We start from the raw sequence: 15,128 nt of genomic DNA, 5'->3' as shown, positions 1-15,128 counted from the left end.
TTTTTTTGATTAACCTTGTAAAGCGGCTGCTCCACTCACTATTTCTGTAAGTTCGGTTGTAATGGCTGCCTGTCTGGCCCTGTTGTACGAAATACGCAACGATTTTAATAATTCATTGGCATTGTCGCTGGCTTTGTCCATGGCCGTCATTCTGGCGCCATGTTCGCTTGCATTGGCATCCAATACTGCTTTATATAGTTGTGTGTTTAAAATTTTAGGCATCAGCTCAGTAAGCAAAATTTCTTTTTCGGGTTCAAAAATAAAATCTGCTTTTTGTGATCCGGTTTGTTGAATTTTTGGGATGGGTAAAAACTGTTCTGCAACAAAACGTTGTGATGCAGCATTTTTAAATTCGCTGTAAATAATTTCAACCGCATCAAAAGTTTTGTTTTCAAAAGCATACATGGCAGCCTGTGCGGCTTCTTGAACTTTTTCAAAGCTGAGCTGTAAAAAAATATCTTTATAAGTTTCTTCAGTTTTAAAACCCTGCTTTGACAGGCTTTCATAACCTTTTTTACCAATATTCCAAATAGTGATATTGCCTTTTTTTAATTGGGCTGCATATTTTTCGGCAATGGTTTGCTTGGCCAATTTTACTACATTGGAATTATAGGCGCCACAAAGTCCGCGATCGCTGGTAATTACAATCAGTAGCACCTTTTCAACCGGGCGTTCTTCAGCCAATGCAAGTGAGGCACCACCTTCCATATTACTTACAATATTGCTGAGCATTTCCTGTAATTTTCGGGCATAGGGGCGCATTTGTATAATGGCATCCTGTGCCCTGCGTAATTTGGCAGCACTTACCATTTTCATGGCTTTGGTAATTTGCTGGGTGCTTTGTACACTTTTAATTCTGTTACGTACTTCTTTTAACTGACCGGCCATATTTCAACTTTAAATTGGCTGCAAAAGTAGCAGATTGGTATTAAATTCCCATCCTTCCTTAAAAATCTACTTAAAATTTTGGTTTACAGGTGCCAAACCAATCCTAAACCATTATTGGCAGGCTCTAAACAAAGCTTTGAAAGTCTTTTACCGTTTTGGTGATGTTCTAAGTACTGAATTACATCTAAAACAAATAAAAAGCTGCCCTGAAGTATTATACTGCTGCCAAAACCCTCTGTTTGGTCGTTGTTTTTTCTTAGGCCATGCTCTCTTAAATACAAACCTGTTGTAATGTAAGCTGCATCTAATCCTGTATTCAACAGTAAAAATTGTTCTGTTTTTTGCTGCTGTAGCCAATTTTGCTGCGGGGTAATTTTTTTTGTGAGCGCTTTTTTGGCCTGTAAAAATCCAATACCTGCTATGGCAGCATTCACAGTATTCCAATATACATTCATTTTAAAAAAAGCCTGTGTATTTCCTGAAGTACTGGCAGCACTGATACTGCTTTGGATGATATTTAGCCCTGCCCATGCGCCCAAAATACTCATGTTGTTTTTTATCAGCGTTTGGCGATTTATGTAAATACTATCATATTTCTGTTGCAGTGAACTGTCTGTTAAATTGATTTGTGCCTCAACTGTAATGGCAAAAAAGCCACTTGTTACAATTAATAACCAAAACTTTTTGTTCATAATATCCAAATTATTGTGAAATGAATGCAGGAATAGCACTAAAATGATTTCAAACCCAAAATAAATGGTGAATTCGTTAAGTAATTGATAAAGCAGTATTATTGCGCCTGATAAACATTGAGAACCTTCAAATTGTTTACCTTTGATGCCCCTGTTTATGCCATTTTGGCTTAAATGGTTTTGTAGCACTGATTTTGGATAAAAAACTTTTTTTAATACACCACAAGTTATTTTGAGATATGCTGAAATTAATGTCAAAAATTTTAGGTGGAAATAAGAGCGAAAAAGACGTTCAAAAAATTCTTCCTATTGTTCAAAAAATTAATCAGTTTTATGAACAATATAAAACGCTCAGCAATGATGCTTTGCGCAACAAAACTGTTGAATTTAAAGCAAAAATAAAAGCCCATCTTACTGAAATTGATGATGAAATTGCCCTCTTGCAACAAGAGGCAGATGCGTTGCCACCTACCGAAATTCATGAGAAAGATAAATTATACCATCAGCTCGATAAATTAAAAAAAGAGCGGGATAAACATATTGAAACGGTACTGAATGAAATTTTACCTGAAGCTTTTGCCGTAGTGAAAGAAACAGCACGCAGGTTTAAAGAGAACGAAACACTTGTAGCTACAGCTTCTGATTTGGATCGGGAATTGAGTGTGAAAAAAGATTATATCACTATTCGCAACAATGAAGTAGTATTTAACAATAACTGGATGGCTGCGGGTGGTAAAGTGGTTTGGAATATGCTGCATTATGATGTGCAATTGATTGGTGGTGTGGTATTACATCAGGGAAAAATTGCGGAAATGGCTACCGGTGAAGGTAAAACATTGGTTTCTTCTTTGCCTGCTTACCTGAATGCCCTGGCCGGCGAAGGGGTGCATATTGTAACGGTGAATGATTATCTGGCTCGACGTGACTCTGAATGGAATGGACCCATTTTTGAATTTTTGGGACTGAAAGTAGATTGTATTGATAAACACGATCCCAATACAGAAAACAGGCGCAATGCTTATCTGGCCGATATTGTATACGGAACCAATAATGAATTTGGTTTTGATTACCTGCGCGATAACATGGTTCACTCTCCCGATGAAATGGTACAACGGAAATTCCATTATGCCATAATAGATGAAGTAGATAGTGTATTGATTGATGATGCCAGAACTCCTTTAATTATTTCGGGCCCCATTGGTAAACAAGACAATATTGAACAATTTTTTGAACTGAAACCCCGAATTGAAAAATTGGTAGAAGCACAGAAAAAAGCGGTGAACCAGTTTTTAATTGAGGCCAAGAAAAAAATTGCAGAAGGCAATGATGATCCGAAAGATGGCGGATTATTGCTGTACCGCGCTTTTAGAGGATTGCCTAAAAATAATGCACTCATCAAATATTTAAGTGAACCGGGCATGCGCATGAAACTGCAAAAAGCAGAAAATTATTACATGGCCGATCAGTCGCGGGAAATGCACATTGTAGATGCGGAACTCTATTTTTATATTGATGAAAAAAATAATTCGGTTGAGTTAACTGATAAAGGGATTAACCTGATTACCAAATCGGGCGAAGACCCACATTTTTTTATATTGCCTGATATTAGTGTAGCACTCGGTGAAATTGAGCAGAACAATACACTCAGTGCCGAAGAAAAAATACACAAAAAAGAAGTCCTGATTAATGAATATGCGCAAAAAGCAGATCGTATTCATACCGTACAACAATTATTGAAAGCCTATACCTTATTTGAAAAAGATGATGAATATGTTGTTTTAGACGGGCAGGTAAAAATTGTAGATGAACAAACCGGACGTATTTTGGATGGCAGGCGTTATTCAGATGGTTTGCACCAGGCTATTGAAGCAAAAGAAAATGTGAAGATAGAAGCTACTACACAAACCTATGCTACCGTTACCCTGCAAAATTATTTTAGAATGTACCATAAATTAGCCGGTATGACGGGTACTGCACAAACAGAAGCCGCCGAGTTATGGGATATTTATAAATTAGATGTAGTGGCCATACCCACCAATGTGCCTGTAATAAGAAAAGATAGCAACGATTTGGTATTTAAAACCAAAAGAGAAAAATTTGGTGCGGTAATTGAAGAAATTTTGAATCTGCAAAAAAATGGCCGCCCGGTTCTGGTAGGTACTACCTCAGTAGAAGTAAGTGAGCTACTCAGCAGAATGTTACGGCAAAAACAAATTGCCCATAATGTATTAAATGCCAAACAACATGCCCGTGAAGCACAAATTATTGCTGAAGCCGGTATGGCAGGCGCTATAACCATTGCTACCAATATGGCCGGTCGTGGTACCGATATTAAATTAGGACCCGGCGTAAAAGAAGCAGGTGGTTTGGCCATTCTGGGTACCGAACGTCATGAATCCAGAAGGGTTGATTTACAGCTTCGTGGCCGTGCCGGTCGCCAGGGCGATCCTGGTTCTTCCGTTTTCTTCGTTTCGCTGGAAGACGATTTAATGCGCATGTTTGGCAGTGATAGAATTGCCAAAGTAATGGATTTTGCAGGTTATAAAGAAGGTGAGGTGATTCAGCATAGCATGATTACCAAATCTATTGAACGTGCACAGAAAAAAGTAGAAGAAAACAATTTCGGCATTCGAAAGCGGTTGTTAGAGTATGATGATGTAATGAATAAACAACGTACCGTTATTTATACCAAACGCAGCCATGCTTTGTTTGGAGAACGTTTGGCACTCGATTTAGACAATGCTTTTTACAGTGTAGCCGCAGAAATTATTAACGGATTTAAAGTAGAAGATGATTTTGAAGGATTGCGATTAGCCTGTATTGTACACTTTGGAACCGATACCAATATTACACCGGAAGAACTGAATAAATTATCAGAACAACAGTTAACCGAAAAATTATACAATCAGGCCATTACCAATTACCAAAGCAAGAAAGTAGAACTGGCCACACAAACATTACCGGTATTTAAAAATATTCGTCAACAACAAGGCGCCCATATCGAAAATGTAATTGTACCTTTTGGTGATGGCAGAAAACAATTACAGGTATTGGCCAATATGCAAAAAACACTCGATACCAACGGTATCGAATTGGTGAATGCATTAGAGCGTTCTGTTACCCTTGCATTTATTGATGATGCATGGAAAGAACATTTGCGTGCTATGGACGATTTGAAGCAAAGCGTACAAACTGCTGCCTACGAACAAAAAGATCCATTAGTGATTTATAAAATGGAAGCCTTTAATTTGTTCAAACAAATGGATAGTGAAGTGAATAAAGAAATTGTTCAATTCCTTTGCCATGCTACCATTCCTTTGCAGGAAGGTGAAACCGTTCGGGAGGGCCGTCAGCGTAAAACTGATTTAAGTAATATGCGCACCCAAAAAGCATCTTTGGATGGTGCCGTTAGAGAAGATGATTATTACGATCCCACTCCAGTAAAACAAGAGCCGGTTAAAGTCGGTCCGAAAATTGGTCGTAATGATCCCTGTCCATGCGGAAGCGGCAAAAAATATAAAAATTGCCACGGAAAAGAAGCGTAAACATATATTTTACCGGAAAGGGGTTATCAGCATATTCCTGCTTTTAACCCCTTTTTTATTTACTTTTGAAATAATTAAACTTGCTATATGCCTGCTGTAACAGCATTTTTACCCGATTTTAGAAATACGCCTCAAATAGATCATGTTGGCGTAGAAGAAAGAGCCGCCCGATTTACCAAACGCAGTATTAAAGCCGAAACCAAAGTAAACGGTTTAAAACTGGCCTTGAATATGATTGATTTAACAACCTTAGAAGGAAAAGATACCGACGGAAAAGTAAAACAATTATGCTATAAAGCCATGCACCTGTATGATGCTTATCCCGGCCTGCTAACGGTAGCGGCTATATGTGTGTATCCTTCCATGGTTGCTGTTGCTAAAAAAGCATTAGAAGGTTCCGGCATAAAAGTAGCTTCGGTAGCAACAGTTTTTCCAAGTGGCCAGTCATCGCGTGATGTGAAAATTAGAGATACCAAATTTGCCGTGCAACAAGGTGCTGATGAAATTGACATGGTAATTAGCAGAGGAAAATTTCTGCAGGGTGAGTACAATTTTGTGCTTGATGAAATTGCTGCAGTAAAAGAAGCCTGTGGTACTGCCCGATTAAAAGTTATTCTGGAAACCGGTGAATTGGTTACTTACGATAATGTACGCCGTGCCAGCGAAATAGCAATGTATGCCGGCGCCGATTTTATTAAAACCTCAACGGGCAAAATTCAACCTGCAGCTACCATGCCGGTTACCTTAGTAATGTTAGAAGCCATTCGCGATTTTTATTATAGAACCGGAAAAAAAATTGCCATGAAACCTGCAGGGGGTATCTCTAAAGCCAAAGCCGCTTTGCATTATTTGGTAATGGTGCAGGAAACATTGGGCAACGATTGGTTGAATAATGAATGGTTTCGTTTTGGTGCAAGTAGCCTTGCTAATGATGTATTGATGCAATTAGAGAAAGAGCGTACCGGTGTGTATCAGGCAGCCAACTATTTCTCAATCGATTAGTGTGAATTGTTTATTTGAATATTTTATTAATCAATTTTTATGGCCAAAATAGCTAAAAATAATACACCTTCCCTCAACTTTAAAACGAACTATGCACCGGCACCCGAAAGTGTGAGTGCTGCTTCATTGAAAGAGCAATACCAACTTTTTATAAACGGGAAATTCGAAAAACCACTCAGTAAAAAATATTTTGATACCATTAATCCGGCTACAGAACAAAAAATTGCATCTGTTGCCGAAGCGGGTATTGCCGATGTTGATAAAGCCGTGAAAGCCGCAAGAGCCGCATATAAAGATGTTTGGGTTAAAATGCCTGCTAAAGAACGTGCTAAATATATTTTCCGTATTGCAAGGATGATTCAGGAAAGAGCCAGAGAATTTGCCATTATTGAAAGTTTAGATGGAGGTAAACCCATCCGCGAATCACGAGATATTGATATACCCCTCGCTGCCAATCATTTCTTTTATTATGCGGGATGGGCCGATAAATTAGCTTATGTCTTTTCTAACAGAAACCCGGTACCGTTAGGTGTGGCCGGACAAATCATTCCATGGAATTTTCCTTTACTGATGGCGGCATGGAAAATTGCTCCTGCATTAGCCTGTGGTAATACCGTAGTGTTAAAACCTGCTGAAACAACACCTTTAACTGCATTAAAACTGGCCGAACTGATTCAGGACTGTGATTTCCCACCCGGTGTAGTTAATATTATTACCGGTGCAGGTGCTACCGGTGCTGCCCTGGTCAATCACCCCGATATTGATAAAATTGCGTTTACAGGCTCAACAGAAGTGGGTAAAATTATTCAGCGTGCAACTGCCGCCACGCATAAAAAATTAACCTTAGAGCTGGGCGGCAAAGCTGCCAATATTATTTTTGAAGATGCACCCATTGATCAGGCGGTGGAAGGCATTATCAATGGTATTTATTTTAATCAGGGGCATGTTTGTTGTGCGGGTTCCCGTTTGTTTGTACAGGAATCTGTTTACAAAGAAGTGTTACAAAAATTAAAAGACAGGATTGCTACCTTAATAGTGGGCAATCCCTTAGATAAAAATACCGATATAGGTGCCATTAATTCAAAACAACAATTACAAACCATTCAAAAATACATTGCTATCGGGAAAAAAGAAGGTGCAGAAATGTTTGAAAGCAGTTGCGATTTGCCCGGTAAAGGCTATTTCTGTAGGCCAACTTTATTTACCAACGTTGCACAAAGCAGCCGCATTGCACAGGAAGAAATTTTTGGCCCGGTATTGGCCATTCAAACCTTTAGAACCGATGATGAAGTAATTGAAAAAACCAATAATACACCCTATGGTTTAAGTGCAGGGGTATGGACGAACAAAGGCTCTCGTATTTTTAACATTACCACCCGTTTGCGGGCAGGCGTAGTTTGGGCCAATACCTATAATAAATTCGATCCCGTTTCGCCCTTTGGCGGCTACAAAGAAAGCGGTTTTGGCAGAGAAGGAGGGTTGCATGGTTTAAGCGCTTATCTTAAATAGCAGTATAGAATTGATGTAGTAAAACCTGATTGGAATGGTTACAAATTATTTGTAGATGGTTTTTTGTAAAATATACCTCTAAAACCATTTTTTGAATTTTTAATTTTGAAGTATGACAGAAAGAATTGATGTACTGAAAACATATAAGCTCTATATAGGAGGCCAGTTTCCCAGAACCGAATCAGGCAGGTATTATGCTATTAAAGATGCCAAAGGGAAATTACTTGCCAATATGTGCCAGTCTTCCAGAAAAGATTTTCGTGATGCGGTAGTAGCAGCTCGTGGTGCTTTAAGCGGTTGGTCGGGCAAATCGGCCTTCAATCGTTCGCAAATACTGTACCGTATGGCTGAAATGTTGGAAAGCAGAAAAAATCAGTTGGTAGATGAATTATTGCTACAAGGAAGTAAAACAATGGATGCCGTTACTGAAGTGAGCACAGCTATTGATCGGTTGGTGTATTATGCCGGCTGGTGCGATAAGTATCAGCAGGTGTTTAGTGCTGTTAATCCCGTTGCATCGCCACACTTTAATTTCTCTGTGCCGGAGCCTACCGGTGTAGTAGCAATTGTAGCCCCACAACAATCAGCTTTCATTGGATTGGTATCTGTAATAGCACCGGTTATTGCAGGCGGCAATACCTGTGTGGTATTGGCATCAGAAAGTTTACCCATTTCTGCAATCAGTTTAGCAGAAATCATTCATTCATCAGATGTGCCGGGGGGGGTTGTTAATATTTTAACCGGAAAACCCAACGAATTATTGAAGTACTTTGCAGAACATATGGATGTAAATGCCATTGTATTCAATCAATTATCAAAAGCAGAGGTGCAGTTGGTGAAAGAAAAAGCATCCTTGAATGTAAAAAGGGTAATTGAATACAATATTAAAAATTGGCTGGATGATACCGCCGGACAGTCGCCTTACTTTATATTGGATACACAGGAAATAAAAACCATCTGGCATCCTATTGAAACGGTTGCTGCCGGCAAATCCGGTTACTAAATATTTTTTTATGCAGCGAATTTTGGTGCTTTTTGTATGCTTATTGGTTGGAAAAACAATTATTGCCAATACACCTGATACGATTATTGTACACAAAGATGTACGAATAGATACGCTGGTAACCAAACAAGCTGCCATGAATAAACGAATGCTTTTAAAGTCATCGGGCGGTTTAGTCAAAGGCTATCGCATTCAGGTAATTACTACCAGCAGTAGGGATGAAGCATTTAAAATTAAATCTGAATTGCTGGCTAAATTTCCTGATCAAAAATCGTATATTTTATTTCAAAGTCCTTATTTCAAAGTAAAAATTGGTAACTTCCTGAAACGAGAAGATGCGGAATTATTACGAACGCAATTAAACAATACATTTCCCTTTAGCGTGTATGTGGTAGATGATATGGTGGAATATGCCGCTACCGGTATGCCTAATTAAAAGGCAATTGATTAGTTTAAAATATGAATATGCTTTTAACAAGAATACAACAGCGGGCTAAATTATATGCAGATGAGTTTGTTGCAGTTCGCCATTGGTTACATGCCCATCCTGAATTAAGTTATCAGGAATTTGAAACCTCCCGGTTCATACAATCTAAATTAAATGAATGGGGTATTGCTTTTGAAGTAAAAGCAGGAACCGGTGTGGTGGGAATGATTGAGGGAAAAGAGCCACATAGCCGAATCATTGCCCTGCGTGCCGATATGGATGCTTTGCCAATAGCAGAAGAAAATGAAGTGCCTTATCGTTCAACCAACGAAGGCGTTATGCATGCCTGCGGACATGATGTACATACTACCTGTTTGTTGGGAGCAGTAAAAATTTTGAACGAATTAAAAACCGAATGGTCGGGTACCGTTAAATTTATTTTTCAACCCGGTGAAGAAAGAAATCCAGGTGGCGCCAGCCTTTTAATTAAGGAAGGCGTATTGGAACATCCCAAACCACAGGGAATTATTGGTTTACATGTTCACCCCGGTTTACAGGTGGGTAAATTAAGTTTTAGAAAAGGGCGTGTAATGGCCAGTGCCGATGAAATATATATTACCATTAAAAGCAAAGGAGGTCATGCCGCAGCACCGCATTTAACGGTAGATACCATACTGGTGGCATCGCATATCATTATTGCTTTGCAGCAGGTTATTTCCAGAAACAATAACCCATTATCGCCTTCTGTTTTATCTATCTGTGCCATACAGGGTGGGCATACTACCAACGTAATTCCCAGTGAGGTAAAATTAATGGGCACTTTCAGAGCCATGGATGAACAATGGCGTTTTAAAGCCCATACACTTATTGAGAAAATAGTAATAGGCGTGGCCGAAAGTATGGGGGCTGAGGTGCAGTTACATATTGATGTTGGCTATCCTACGGTGGATAACGATGCACAATTGACGGATACTGCCTGGAAACTGGCCGATGCATACATGGGCAGCGAAAATGTGGAAGAAACAGAAATTAGAATGGGTGCAGAAGATTTTGGATATTATACTCAGGTAGTTCCGGGTTGCTTTTTCAGACTGGGTGTAATGAATACGGAAAAGGGAATTACATCGGGTGTACATACCCCTACATTTAATATTGATGAAGCTGCTATTAAAACCGGAATGGGAATGATGGCCTGGCTGGGGGCCATTGCTACTATTGAATAAGTATACACCACTTACATGCCCATTGAAAAGTATTGATAAATATAAAAATATAAGCACATCACAAAATAAATCCGCAAATTTACTATACTTTTCAACAAAAAAATCAGGTGGTTTCACTGAATTTTTGTAATATGGAAAAACATACCTTGCAGTATAAAATGATGTAATATTCTAAATTACTGCTGAGTATGACTGCCATTGTGATTGCGGAAGATAATCTTACTTTTTTAGATAAAATAACTACCTGGGTATTACGGGAACCGGGGATGGAGCTATTGTATTTTGCCCGTAATGGTATGGCTTTGCTGCAAGATATTATCTCTAAAAAACCTTTGCCCGATGTTATTTTAATGGATATTGAAATGCCATTGATTGATGGCATTGAGGCCACCAGTTTTATTAAGGATCAGTATCCGCAAATCCGCATCATCGGCCTTACATCGCACAGTACAGAGGGAATGGCCATACACGCACTTACTGCCGGTATGGATGGTTTTGCCGGAAAAGCCCTTTCTGAGTATATTTTACCGGAAGCTATTGAAACCGTTTTAAAAGGGAAATTATTTATAGACAACAGATTAGATTTTAATACCGACTATATTTTAGAAACCGTTAAAAAACGAAAAGAACTGATTGCCAACTATCACAATGCATTGCCAACGCTAACACCTAAAGAAATGGCATTTATCATTTTAGCAGCTACTTCTTTAAAATATAAACAGGTTGCTGAGATTATGAATCTCAGCGAAAAATCAATTCATGGTTATTTTGAAGCAGTTTCCAATAAGTTAAAATTATCCAGTCGTCAGCATTTAACCCTGTTTGCCCATCAGCATGGACTAACGCATATGGCCGATTATACCAGTAGTTATTAGGGTTGAATACCAATCATTTTAATTTCTGTATTTTAGTTGTACTTTGCAAGCCTGCTTTTTGTAACAGAAGCAGATGCCTGCCGTGCAGCCCATAGTTCGGAACCCTGAAGTGAGTGACACAACAGGCGATGCCCAATGTTGTTAAAGCAGGTACCCAAAAAATGCTTAAATGGATAAGAAAAAATTAAGAAGAGAGGAGGCATTGGAATACCATGCCAAAGGCCGACCCGGAAAAATTGAAGTAATTCCTACCAAAGAAGCCAAAACCCAGCGCGACCTTTCACTGGCCTATAGCCCAGGTGTTGCAGAACCCTGCAAAGCCATTAAAGAAAACCCCGAAGATATTTATAAATATACTGCTAAAGGCAATTTAGTGGCAGTAATTACAAATGGTACAGCTGTACTTGGTCTGGGCGATATTGGACCCGAAGCCAGTAAGCCGGTGATGGAAGGAAAGGGAGTTTTATTTAAAATTTTTGCAGATATTGATGTGTTTGATATTGAAATCAATGAAAAAGATCCGGAAAAATTTGTGGCTATTGTAAAAAGTTTAGAACCCACTTTTGGCGGCATTAATCTGGAAGATATTAAGGCGCCGGAATGTTTTTATATTGAAGAACAATTGCGGCAGCAACTGAAAATACCCATTATGCACGATGACCAGCATGGTACGGCCATTATTAGTGCTGCTGCTTTATTGAATGCATTAGATATTCAGAAAAAGAAAATAGAAAAAGCCCGTTTTGTAGTGAATGGTGCCGGCGCAGCAGCTATGGCCTGTGTACAGTTGTATGTAGCATTAGGTGCCAAATATGAGCATTTTATTATGTTTGATAAAGATGGGGTTTTGCATAAAGGGCGCAATGATTTAGGAGATGTACGCATGAAGTTTGCCGTTGATAAAGCTGATTGGGATTTAGCCAAAGCCATGAAAGATGCAGATGTTTTTTTAGGCCTGAGTGTGGGCAATGTGGTAACGCAGGATATGATAAAAAGCATGGCCAAAAACCCCATTGTATTTGCAATGGCCAATCCCGATCCGGAAATAACTTATGAAGATGCTACAGCTGTTAGAAAAGATATTATAATGGCCACCGGCCGAAGTGATTATCCTAATATGGTTAATAACGTATTGGGCTTTCCGTATATATTCAGAGGTGCATTAGATGTGAGGGCTACACAAATTAATGAAGCTATGAAACTAGCAGCTGTAAAAGCCTTGGCTGAATTGGCGCGCTCTCCGGTACCAGACATTGTGAACTTGGCCTATAATTTAAAAAATTTAACCTATGGGCCTGAATACATCATTCCGAAACCCATTGATCCTCGCTTACTCTCTACCGTAGCACCTGCTGTAGCAAAGGCAGCCATAGAAAGTGGTGTGGCACAACGCATCATTCAAAATTGGGATGAATATGCCTTGGAACTGAATAAACGATTAGGTTTGGATAATCAGTTAATGCGAATTATCAGTAATAAAGCCCGCAGGGCTCCCAAACGAATTGTTTTTGCAGAAGCAGATAATTTAAAAATTTTAAAAGCTGCCAGCATTGCTTATGATGAAGGTATTGCCTATCCTATATTATTAGGAGTGGAAGAAGATATAAAAAGAATTGCACTGGAAAATAGTGTGGATATTTCTGACTTACCCATTATTGATACCCGCAGTGATACTTATGCCGATAAACGTGAATTTTATGGGCAACTGTTTTTCCAAAAAAGGCAACGCAAAGGGTTTAACCGTTATGAGAGTTTTAAAATGATGAAAGACCGAAATCATTTTGGTTGTATGATGGTTGAAACCGGTGATGCCGATGCCATGATTTCAGGATTAACCCGAAATTATGCCGATGCCATTAAGCCTGCATTACAAATTATTGGAACCGATGAAGGGGTGAAAAAAATTGCAGGCATGTATTTGCTGCTTACCAAAAAAGGCCCGCTTTTTTTAGCCGATACCACTATTAACTTTAACCCCACTGCCGAAGAACTGGCCGATATTACTTTAATGGTAGCCAGAGAAGTGCGTACCTTTAATTTAGTGCCACGTATTGCTATGTTAAGTTACAGCAACTTTGGCAGCAGTAATTCCCCGGAAGCTAATTTGGTTGCTGAAGCAGTTCAAATTGTAAAACAACGTAACCCTTCTTTAATTATAGATGGCGAAATGCAGGCCAGTCTTGCTTTTAATAATGAAATTTTAAAAGACAATTATCCCTTTAGTGATCTGGTGGGGCAGGATGTAAATGTATTGATTTTTCCTAATTTAACTTCTGGCAATATTGCCTATAACTTATTGAAAGAGTTGGGTGGTGCCGATGCAATTGGCCCTATTTTGCTGGGTTTGAAAAAACCTGTGCATGTACTGCAATTGGGTAGCAGTGTGCGCAGCATAGTAAATATGGCTTTAATTGCGGTGGTAGATGCACAAATGAAGTGTAAATTAGATACGGAAGCCGAGGTACAAAAATCAAAATGGTGGAAAAGGCGGCGTTTAAAAAAGAATTAATATTTTCGTTGATGAATCGTTTTGGCGAAAACATTTAAAAATTAAAACATGTCTTTTTTTTCACATTTAGGTTCGTTTTTATTGCTGTTGAAGGGAATGTTTACACGTCCGGAAAATTGGAAAATGTATTGGAAAGAACTCATGAACCAGTGTGTTGATATTGGCGTGGGTGCTTTGCCTATTGTGGTAATTATTTCTTTGTTTTTAGGCGCTGTAACTACCGTGCAAACGGCTTATCAGTTGGTAAGTCCGTTGGTACCGCAGGCTACTATTGCACAAATTGTTCGCGATAGTATGATATTGGAATTATCACCTACGGTAGTTTGTATTGTTTTGGCCGGTGTAGTGGGCAGTAAAATTGCCAGTGAATTGGGCAATATGCGCATCAGCGAGCAGATTGATGCGATTGAAATCATGGGCATCAATACCAAAAGTTATTTATTGTTTCCTAAAATTATTGCTGCTTTAATTGTTGTACCTGCATTGATTGTAATTTCTGCTGTATTGGGTATTTGGGGTGGAAGAGAAGCGGGCAGTTTAACCGGCATCTTATCGCACGATATATATGATATTGGGTTAAGGCAAAACCTGAATTTATACAATATTCAATTTGCTTTATACAAGTCGTACACCTTTGCCTTTATTATTAGCAGTGTACCTGCTTACTTTGGTTATTTTGTTCAGGGTGGTGCACTTGAAATTGGCAAAGCCAGTACCAGAGCCGTTGTAACCAGTTGTATTTTAATTTTATTTGCCGATTATGCATTAGCAGCCTTACTGTTATAACCGGGTTTTGTTCCATAATTTTACGTTTTTTATAGGTGCATGTTATTATAATTTGGTAGCTTTCATTTTATTTGTATCTATGAAAGCAACATCTTTTCAACGCAACATTAGCCACCCGATTTTATACCGCTTATTCTTATTAAAAAATTTACCCATGGCTTTTTTGGCCGGGTTGCAAGTTCAACAATTCACTGAGGCATCCGCGGTAGTAACCACTACTTATCGTTATCTTACAAAAAATCCTTTTCGTTCCATCTATTTCGCTGTATTAAGTATGGCTGCTGAATTAAGTACGGGCATATTGGCTTTTGCACAAGTATACGAACAACCTGTTAAAGTTAGTATGTTGGTGGTTGGCATGCAGGCACAGTTTTTTAAAAAAGCAACCGGTACCGTTCAATTTAGCTGTCATGATGGGAACGCCATTCAAACTGCTATTCAAACTACTATTGCTACCGGTGAATCTGTTACGCTTCTTTGTCATTCAATCGGTACAAACGAACAAAGTGAAGTTGTTGCTAATTTTGAATTTACCTGGAGTTTTAAGAGAAAATAATTGGCATATTCGTTTTCAGGTATTAAATTACAGTAATATTTAAATGTAGTTGTCATTGATGCATTCTAACGGAATGGTGCGTTGATTGCTGCATGAAAAATAATAGATAGGCC

At 38.8% G+C, this 15,128-nt stretch carries 12 protein-coding genes; 10 read left to right on the top strand and 2 right to left on the bottom strand.

Going from position 1 to position 15,128, the window contains the following annotated elements:
• Positions 1 to 9: 9 nt before the first annotated feature.
• Positions 10 to 888, bottom strand: coding sequence for an ATP synthase F1 subunit gamma (atpG, locus tag EO766_RS10210; RefSeq protein WP_074418555.1), 879 nt, complete (start codon positions 886 to 888; stop codon positions 10 to 12).
• An 83-nt stretch (positions 889 to 971) separates the two neighbouring features.
• Positions 972 to 1,580 carry a DUF6992 family protein gene (locus EO766_RS10205; protein ID WP_143439133.1) on the bottom strand — a complete coding sequence of 203 codons (609 nt, stop codon included), beginning with the start codon at positions 1,578 to 1,580 and terminating at the stop codon, positions 972 to 974.
• A gap of 251 nt (positions 1,581 to 1,831) precedes the next feature.
• Between EO766_RS10205 and secA the strand changes: the two genes are divergently transcribed.
• The 10 genes from secA (at position 1,832) to EO766_RS10155 (ending at position 15,015) form a co-directional block, all read left to right on the top strand.
• Complete coding sequence (gene secA, locus EO766_RS10200; protein ID WP_287100983.1) at positions 1,832 to 5,125, top strand: preprotein translocase subunit SecA; 3,294 nt, start codon at positions 1,832 to 1,834, stop codon at positions 5,123 to 5,125.
• A gap of 87 nt (positions 5,126 to 5,212) precedes the next feature.
• Positions 5,213 to 6,127 (top strand): deoxyribose-phosphate aldolase, encoded by a 915-nt coding sequence (gene deoC, locus EO766_RS10195; protein WP_074420725.1) that lies wholly within the window; start codon positions 5,213 to 5,215, stop codon positions 6,125 to 6,127.
• A 39-nt stretch (positions 6,128 to 6,166) separates the two neighbouring features.
• Entirely contained in the window at positions 6,167 to 7,636 is a 1,470-nt protein-coding gene (locus EO766_RS10190; protein WP_074420724.1) for an aldehyde dehydrogenase family protein, read from the top strand.
• A 112-nt stretch (positions 7,637 to 7,748) separates the two neighbouring features.
• The gene (locus EO766_RS10185; RefSeq protein WP_074420723.1) at positions 7,749 to 8,639 is read left to right on the top strand and encodes an aldehyde dehydrogenase family protein; all 891 of its coding nucleotides are present in this window, start codon (positions 7,749 to 7,751) and stop codon (positions 8,637 to 8,639) included.
• A 10-nt stretch (positions 8,640 to 8,649) separates the two neighbouring features.
• The gene (locus EO766_RS10180) at positions 8,650 to 9,075 is read left to right on the top strand and encodes an SPOR domain-containing protein (RefSeq protein ID WP_074420722.1); all 426 of its coding nucleotides are present in this window, start codon (positions 8,650 to 8,652) and stop codon (positions 9,073 to 9,075) included.
• Positions 9,076 to 9,104: 29 nt separating this feature from the next.
• Positions 9,105 to 10,289 carry a M20 metallopeptidase family protein gene (locus tag EO766_RS10175; RefSeq protein WP_074420730.1) on the top strand — a complete coding sequence of 395 codons (1,185 nt, stop codon included), beginning with the start codon at positions 9,105 to 9,107 and terminating at the stop codon, positions 10,287 to 10,289.
• Between the two features lie 188 nt (positions 10,290 to 10,477).
• Complete coding sequence (locus tag EO766_RS10170) at positions 10,478 to 11,164, top strand: response regulator transcription factor (RefSeq protein WP_074420721.1); 687 nt, start codon at positions 10,478 to 10,480, stop codon at positions 11,162 to 11,164.
• Between the two features lie 169 nt (positions 11,165 to 11,333).
• Positions 11,334 to 13,673 (top strand): NADP-dependent malic enzyme, encoded by a 2,340-nt coding sequence (locus EO766_RS10165; RefSeq protein ID WP_074420720.1) that lies wholly within the window; start codon positions 11,334 to 11,336, stop codon positions 13,671 to 13,673.
• 48 nt (positions 13,674 to 13,721) lie between these two features.
• Positions 13,722 to 14,459 (top strand): MlaE family ABC transporter permease, encoded by a 738-nt coding sequence (locus EO766_RS10160; protein WP_074419417.1) that lies wholly within the window; start codon positions 13,722 to 13,724, stop codon positions 14,457 to 14,459.
• Positions 14,460 to 14,538: 79 nt separating this feature from the next.
• Complete coding sequence (locus EO766_RS10155) at positions 14,539 to 15,015, top strand: DUF4442 domain-containing protein (RefSeq protein WP_074419416.1); 477 nt, start codon at positions 14,539 to 14,541, stop codon at positions 15,013 to 15,015.
• Positions 15,016 to 15,128: the final 113 nt, after the last annotated feature.

The sequence above is a fragment of the Hydrotalea sp. AMD genome, assembly GCF_004100315.1.
Classification (GTDB): domain Bacteria; phylum Bacteroidota; class Bacteroidia; order Chitinophagales; family Chitinophagaceae; genus Hydrotalea; species Hydrotalea flava.
The sequence above is the reverse complement of the archived record's forward strand: the minus strand, read 5'-3'. Positions and strand labels throughout refer to the sequence as shown.

What these genes read in the sequence shown, in the direction of transcription:
- EO766_RS10205 (WP_143439133.1), bottom strand. Translation starts at nt 1,580, where the DNA reads ATGAACAAAAAGTTTTGGTTATTAATTGTAACAAGTGGCTTTTTTGCC.
- EO766_RS10180 (WP_074420722.1), top strand. Translation starts at nt 8,650, where the DNA reads ATGCAGCGAATTTTGGTGCTTTTTGTATGCTTATTGGTTGGAAAAACA.
- EO766_RS10185 (WP_074420723.1), top strand. Translation starts at nt 7,749, where the DNA reads ATGACAGAAAGAATTGATGTACTGAAAACATATAAGCTCTATATAGGA.
- secA (WP_287100983.1), top strand. Translation starts at nt 1,832, where the DNA reads ATGTCAAAAATTTTAGGTGGAAATAAGAGCGAAAAAGACGTTCAAAAA.
- EO766_RS10165 (WP_074420720.1), top strand. Translation starts at nt 11,334, where the DNA reads ATGGATAAGAAAAAATTAAGAAGAGAGGAGGCATTGGAATACCATGCC.
- EO766_RS10190 (WP_074420724.1), top strand. Translation starts at nt 6,167, where the DNA reads ATGGCCAAAATAGCTAAAAATAATACACCTTCCCTCAACTTTAAAACG.
- atpG (WP_074418555.1), bottom strand. Translation starts at nt 888, where the DNA reads ATGGCCGGTCAGTTAAAAGAAGTACGTAACAGAATTAAAAGTGTACAA.
- EO766_RS10175 (WP_074420730.1), top strand. Translation starts at nt 9,105, where the DNA reads ATGCTTTTAACAAGAATACAACAGCGGGCTAAATTATATGCAGATGAG.
- deoC (WP_074420725.1), top strand. Translation starts at nt 5,213, where the DNA reads ATGCCTGCTGTAACAGCATTTTTACCCGATTTTAGAAATACGCCTCAA.
- EO766_RS10160 (WP_074419417.1), top strand. Translation starts at nt 13,722, where the DNA reads ATGTCTTTTTTTTCACATTTAGGTTCGTTTTTATTGCTGTTGAAGGGA.
- EO766_RS10155 (WP_074419416.1), top strand. Translation starts at nt 14,539, where the DNA reads ATGAAAGCAACATCTTTTCAACGCAACATTAGCCACCCGATTTTATAC.
- EO766_RS10170 (WP_074420721.1), top strand. Translation starts at nt 10,478, where the DNA reads ATGACTGCCATTGTGATTGCGGAAGATAATCTTACTTTTTTAGATAAA.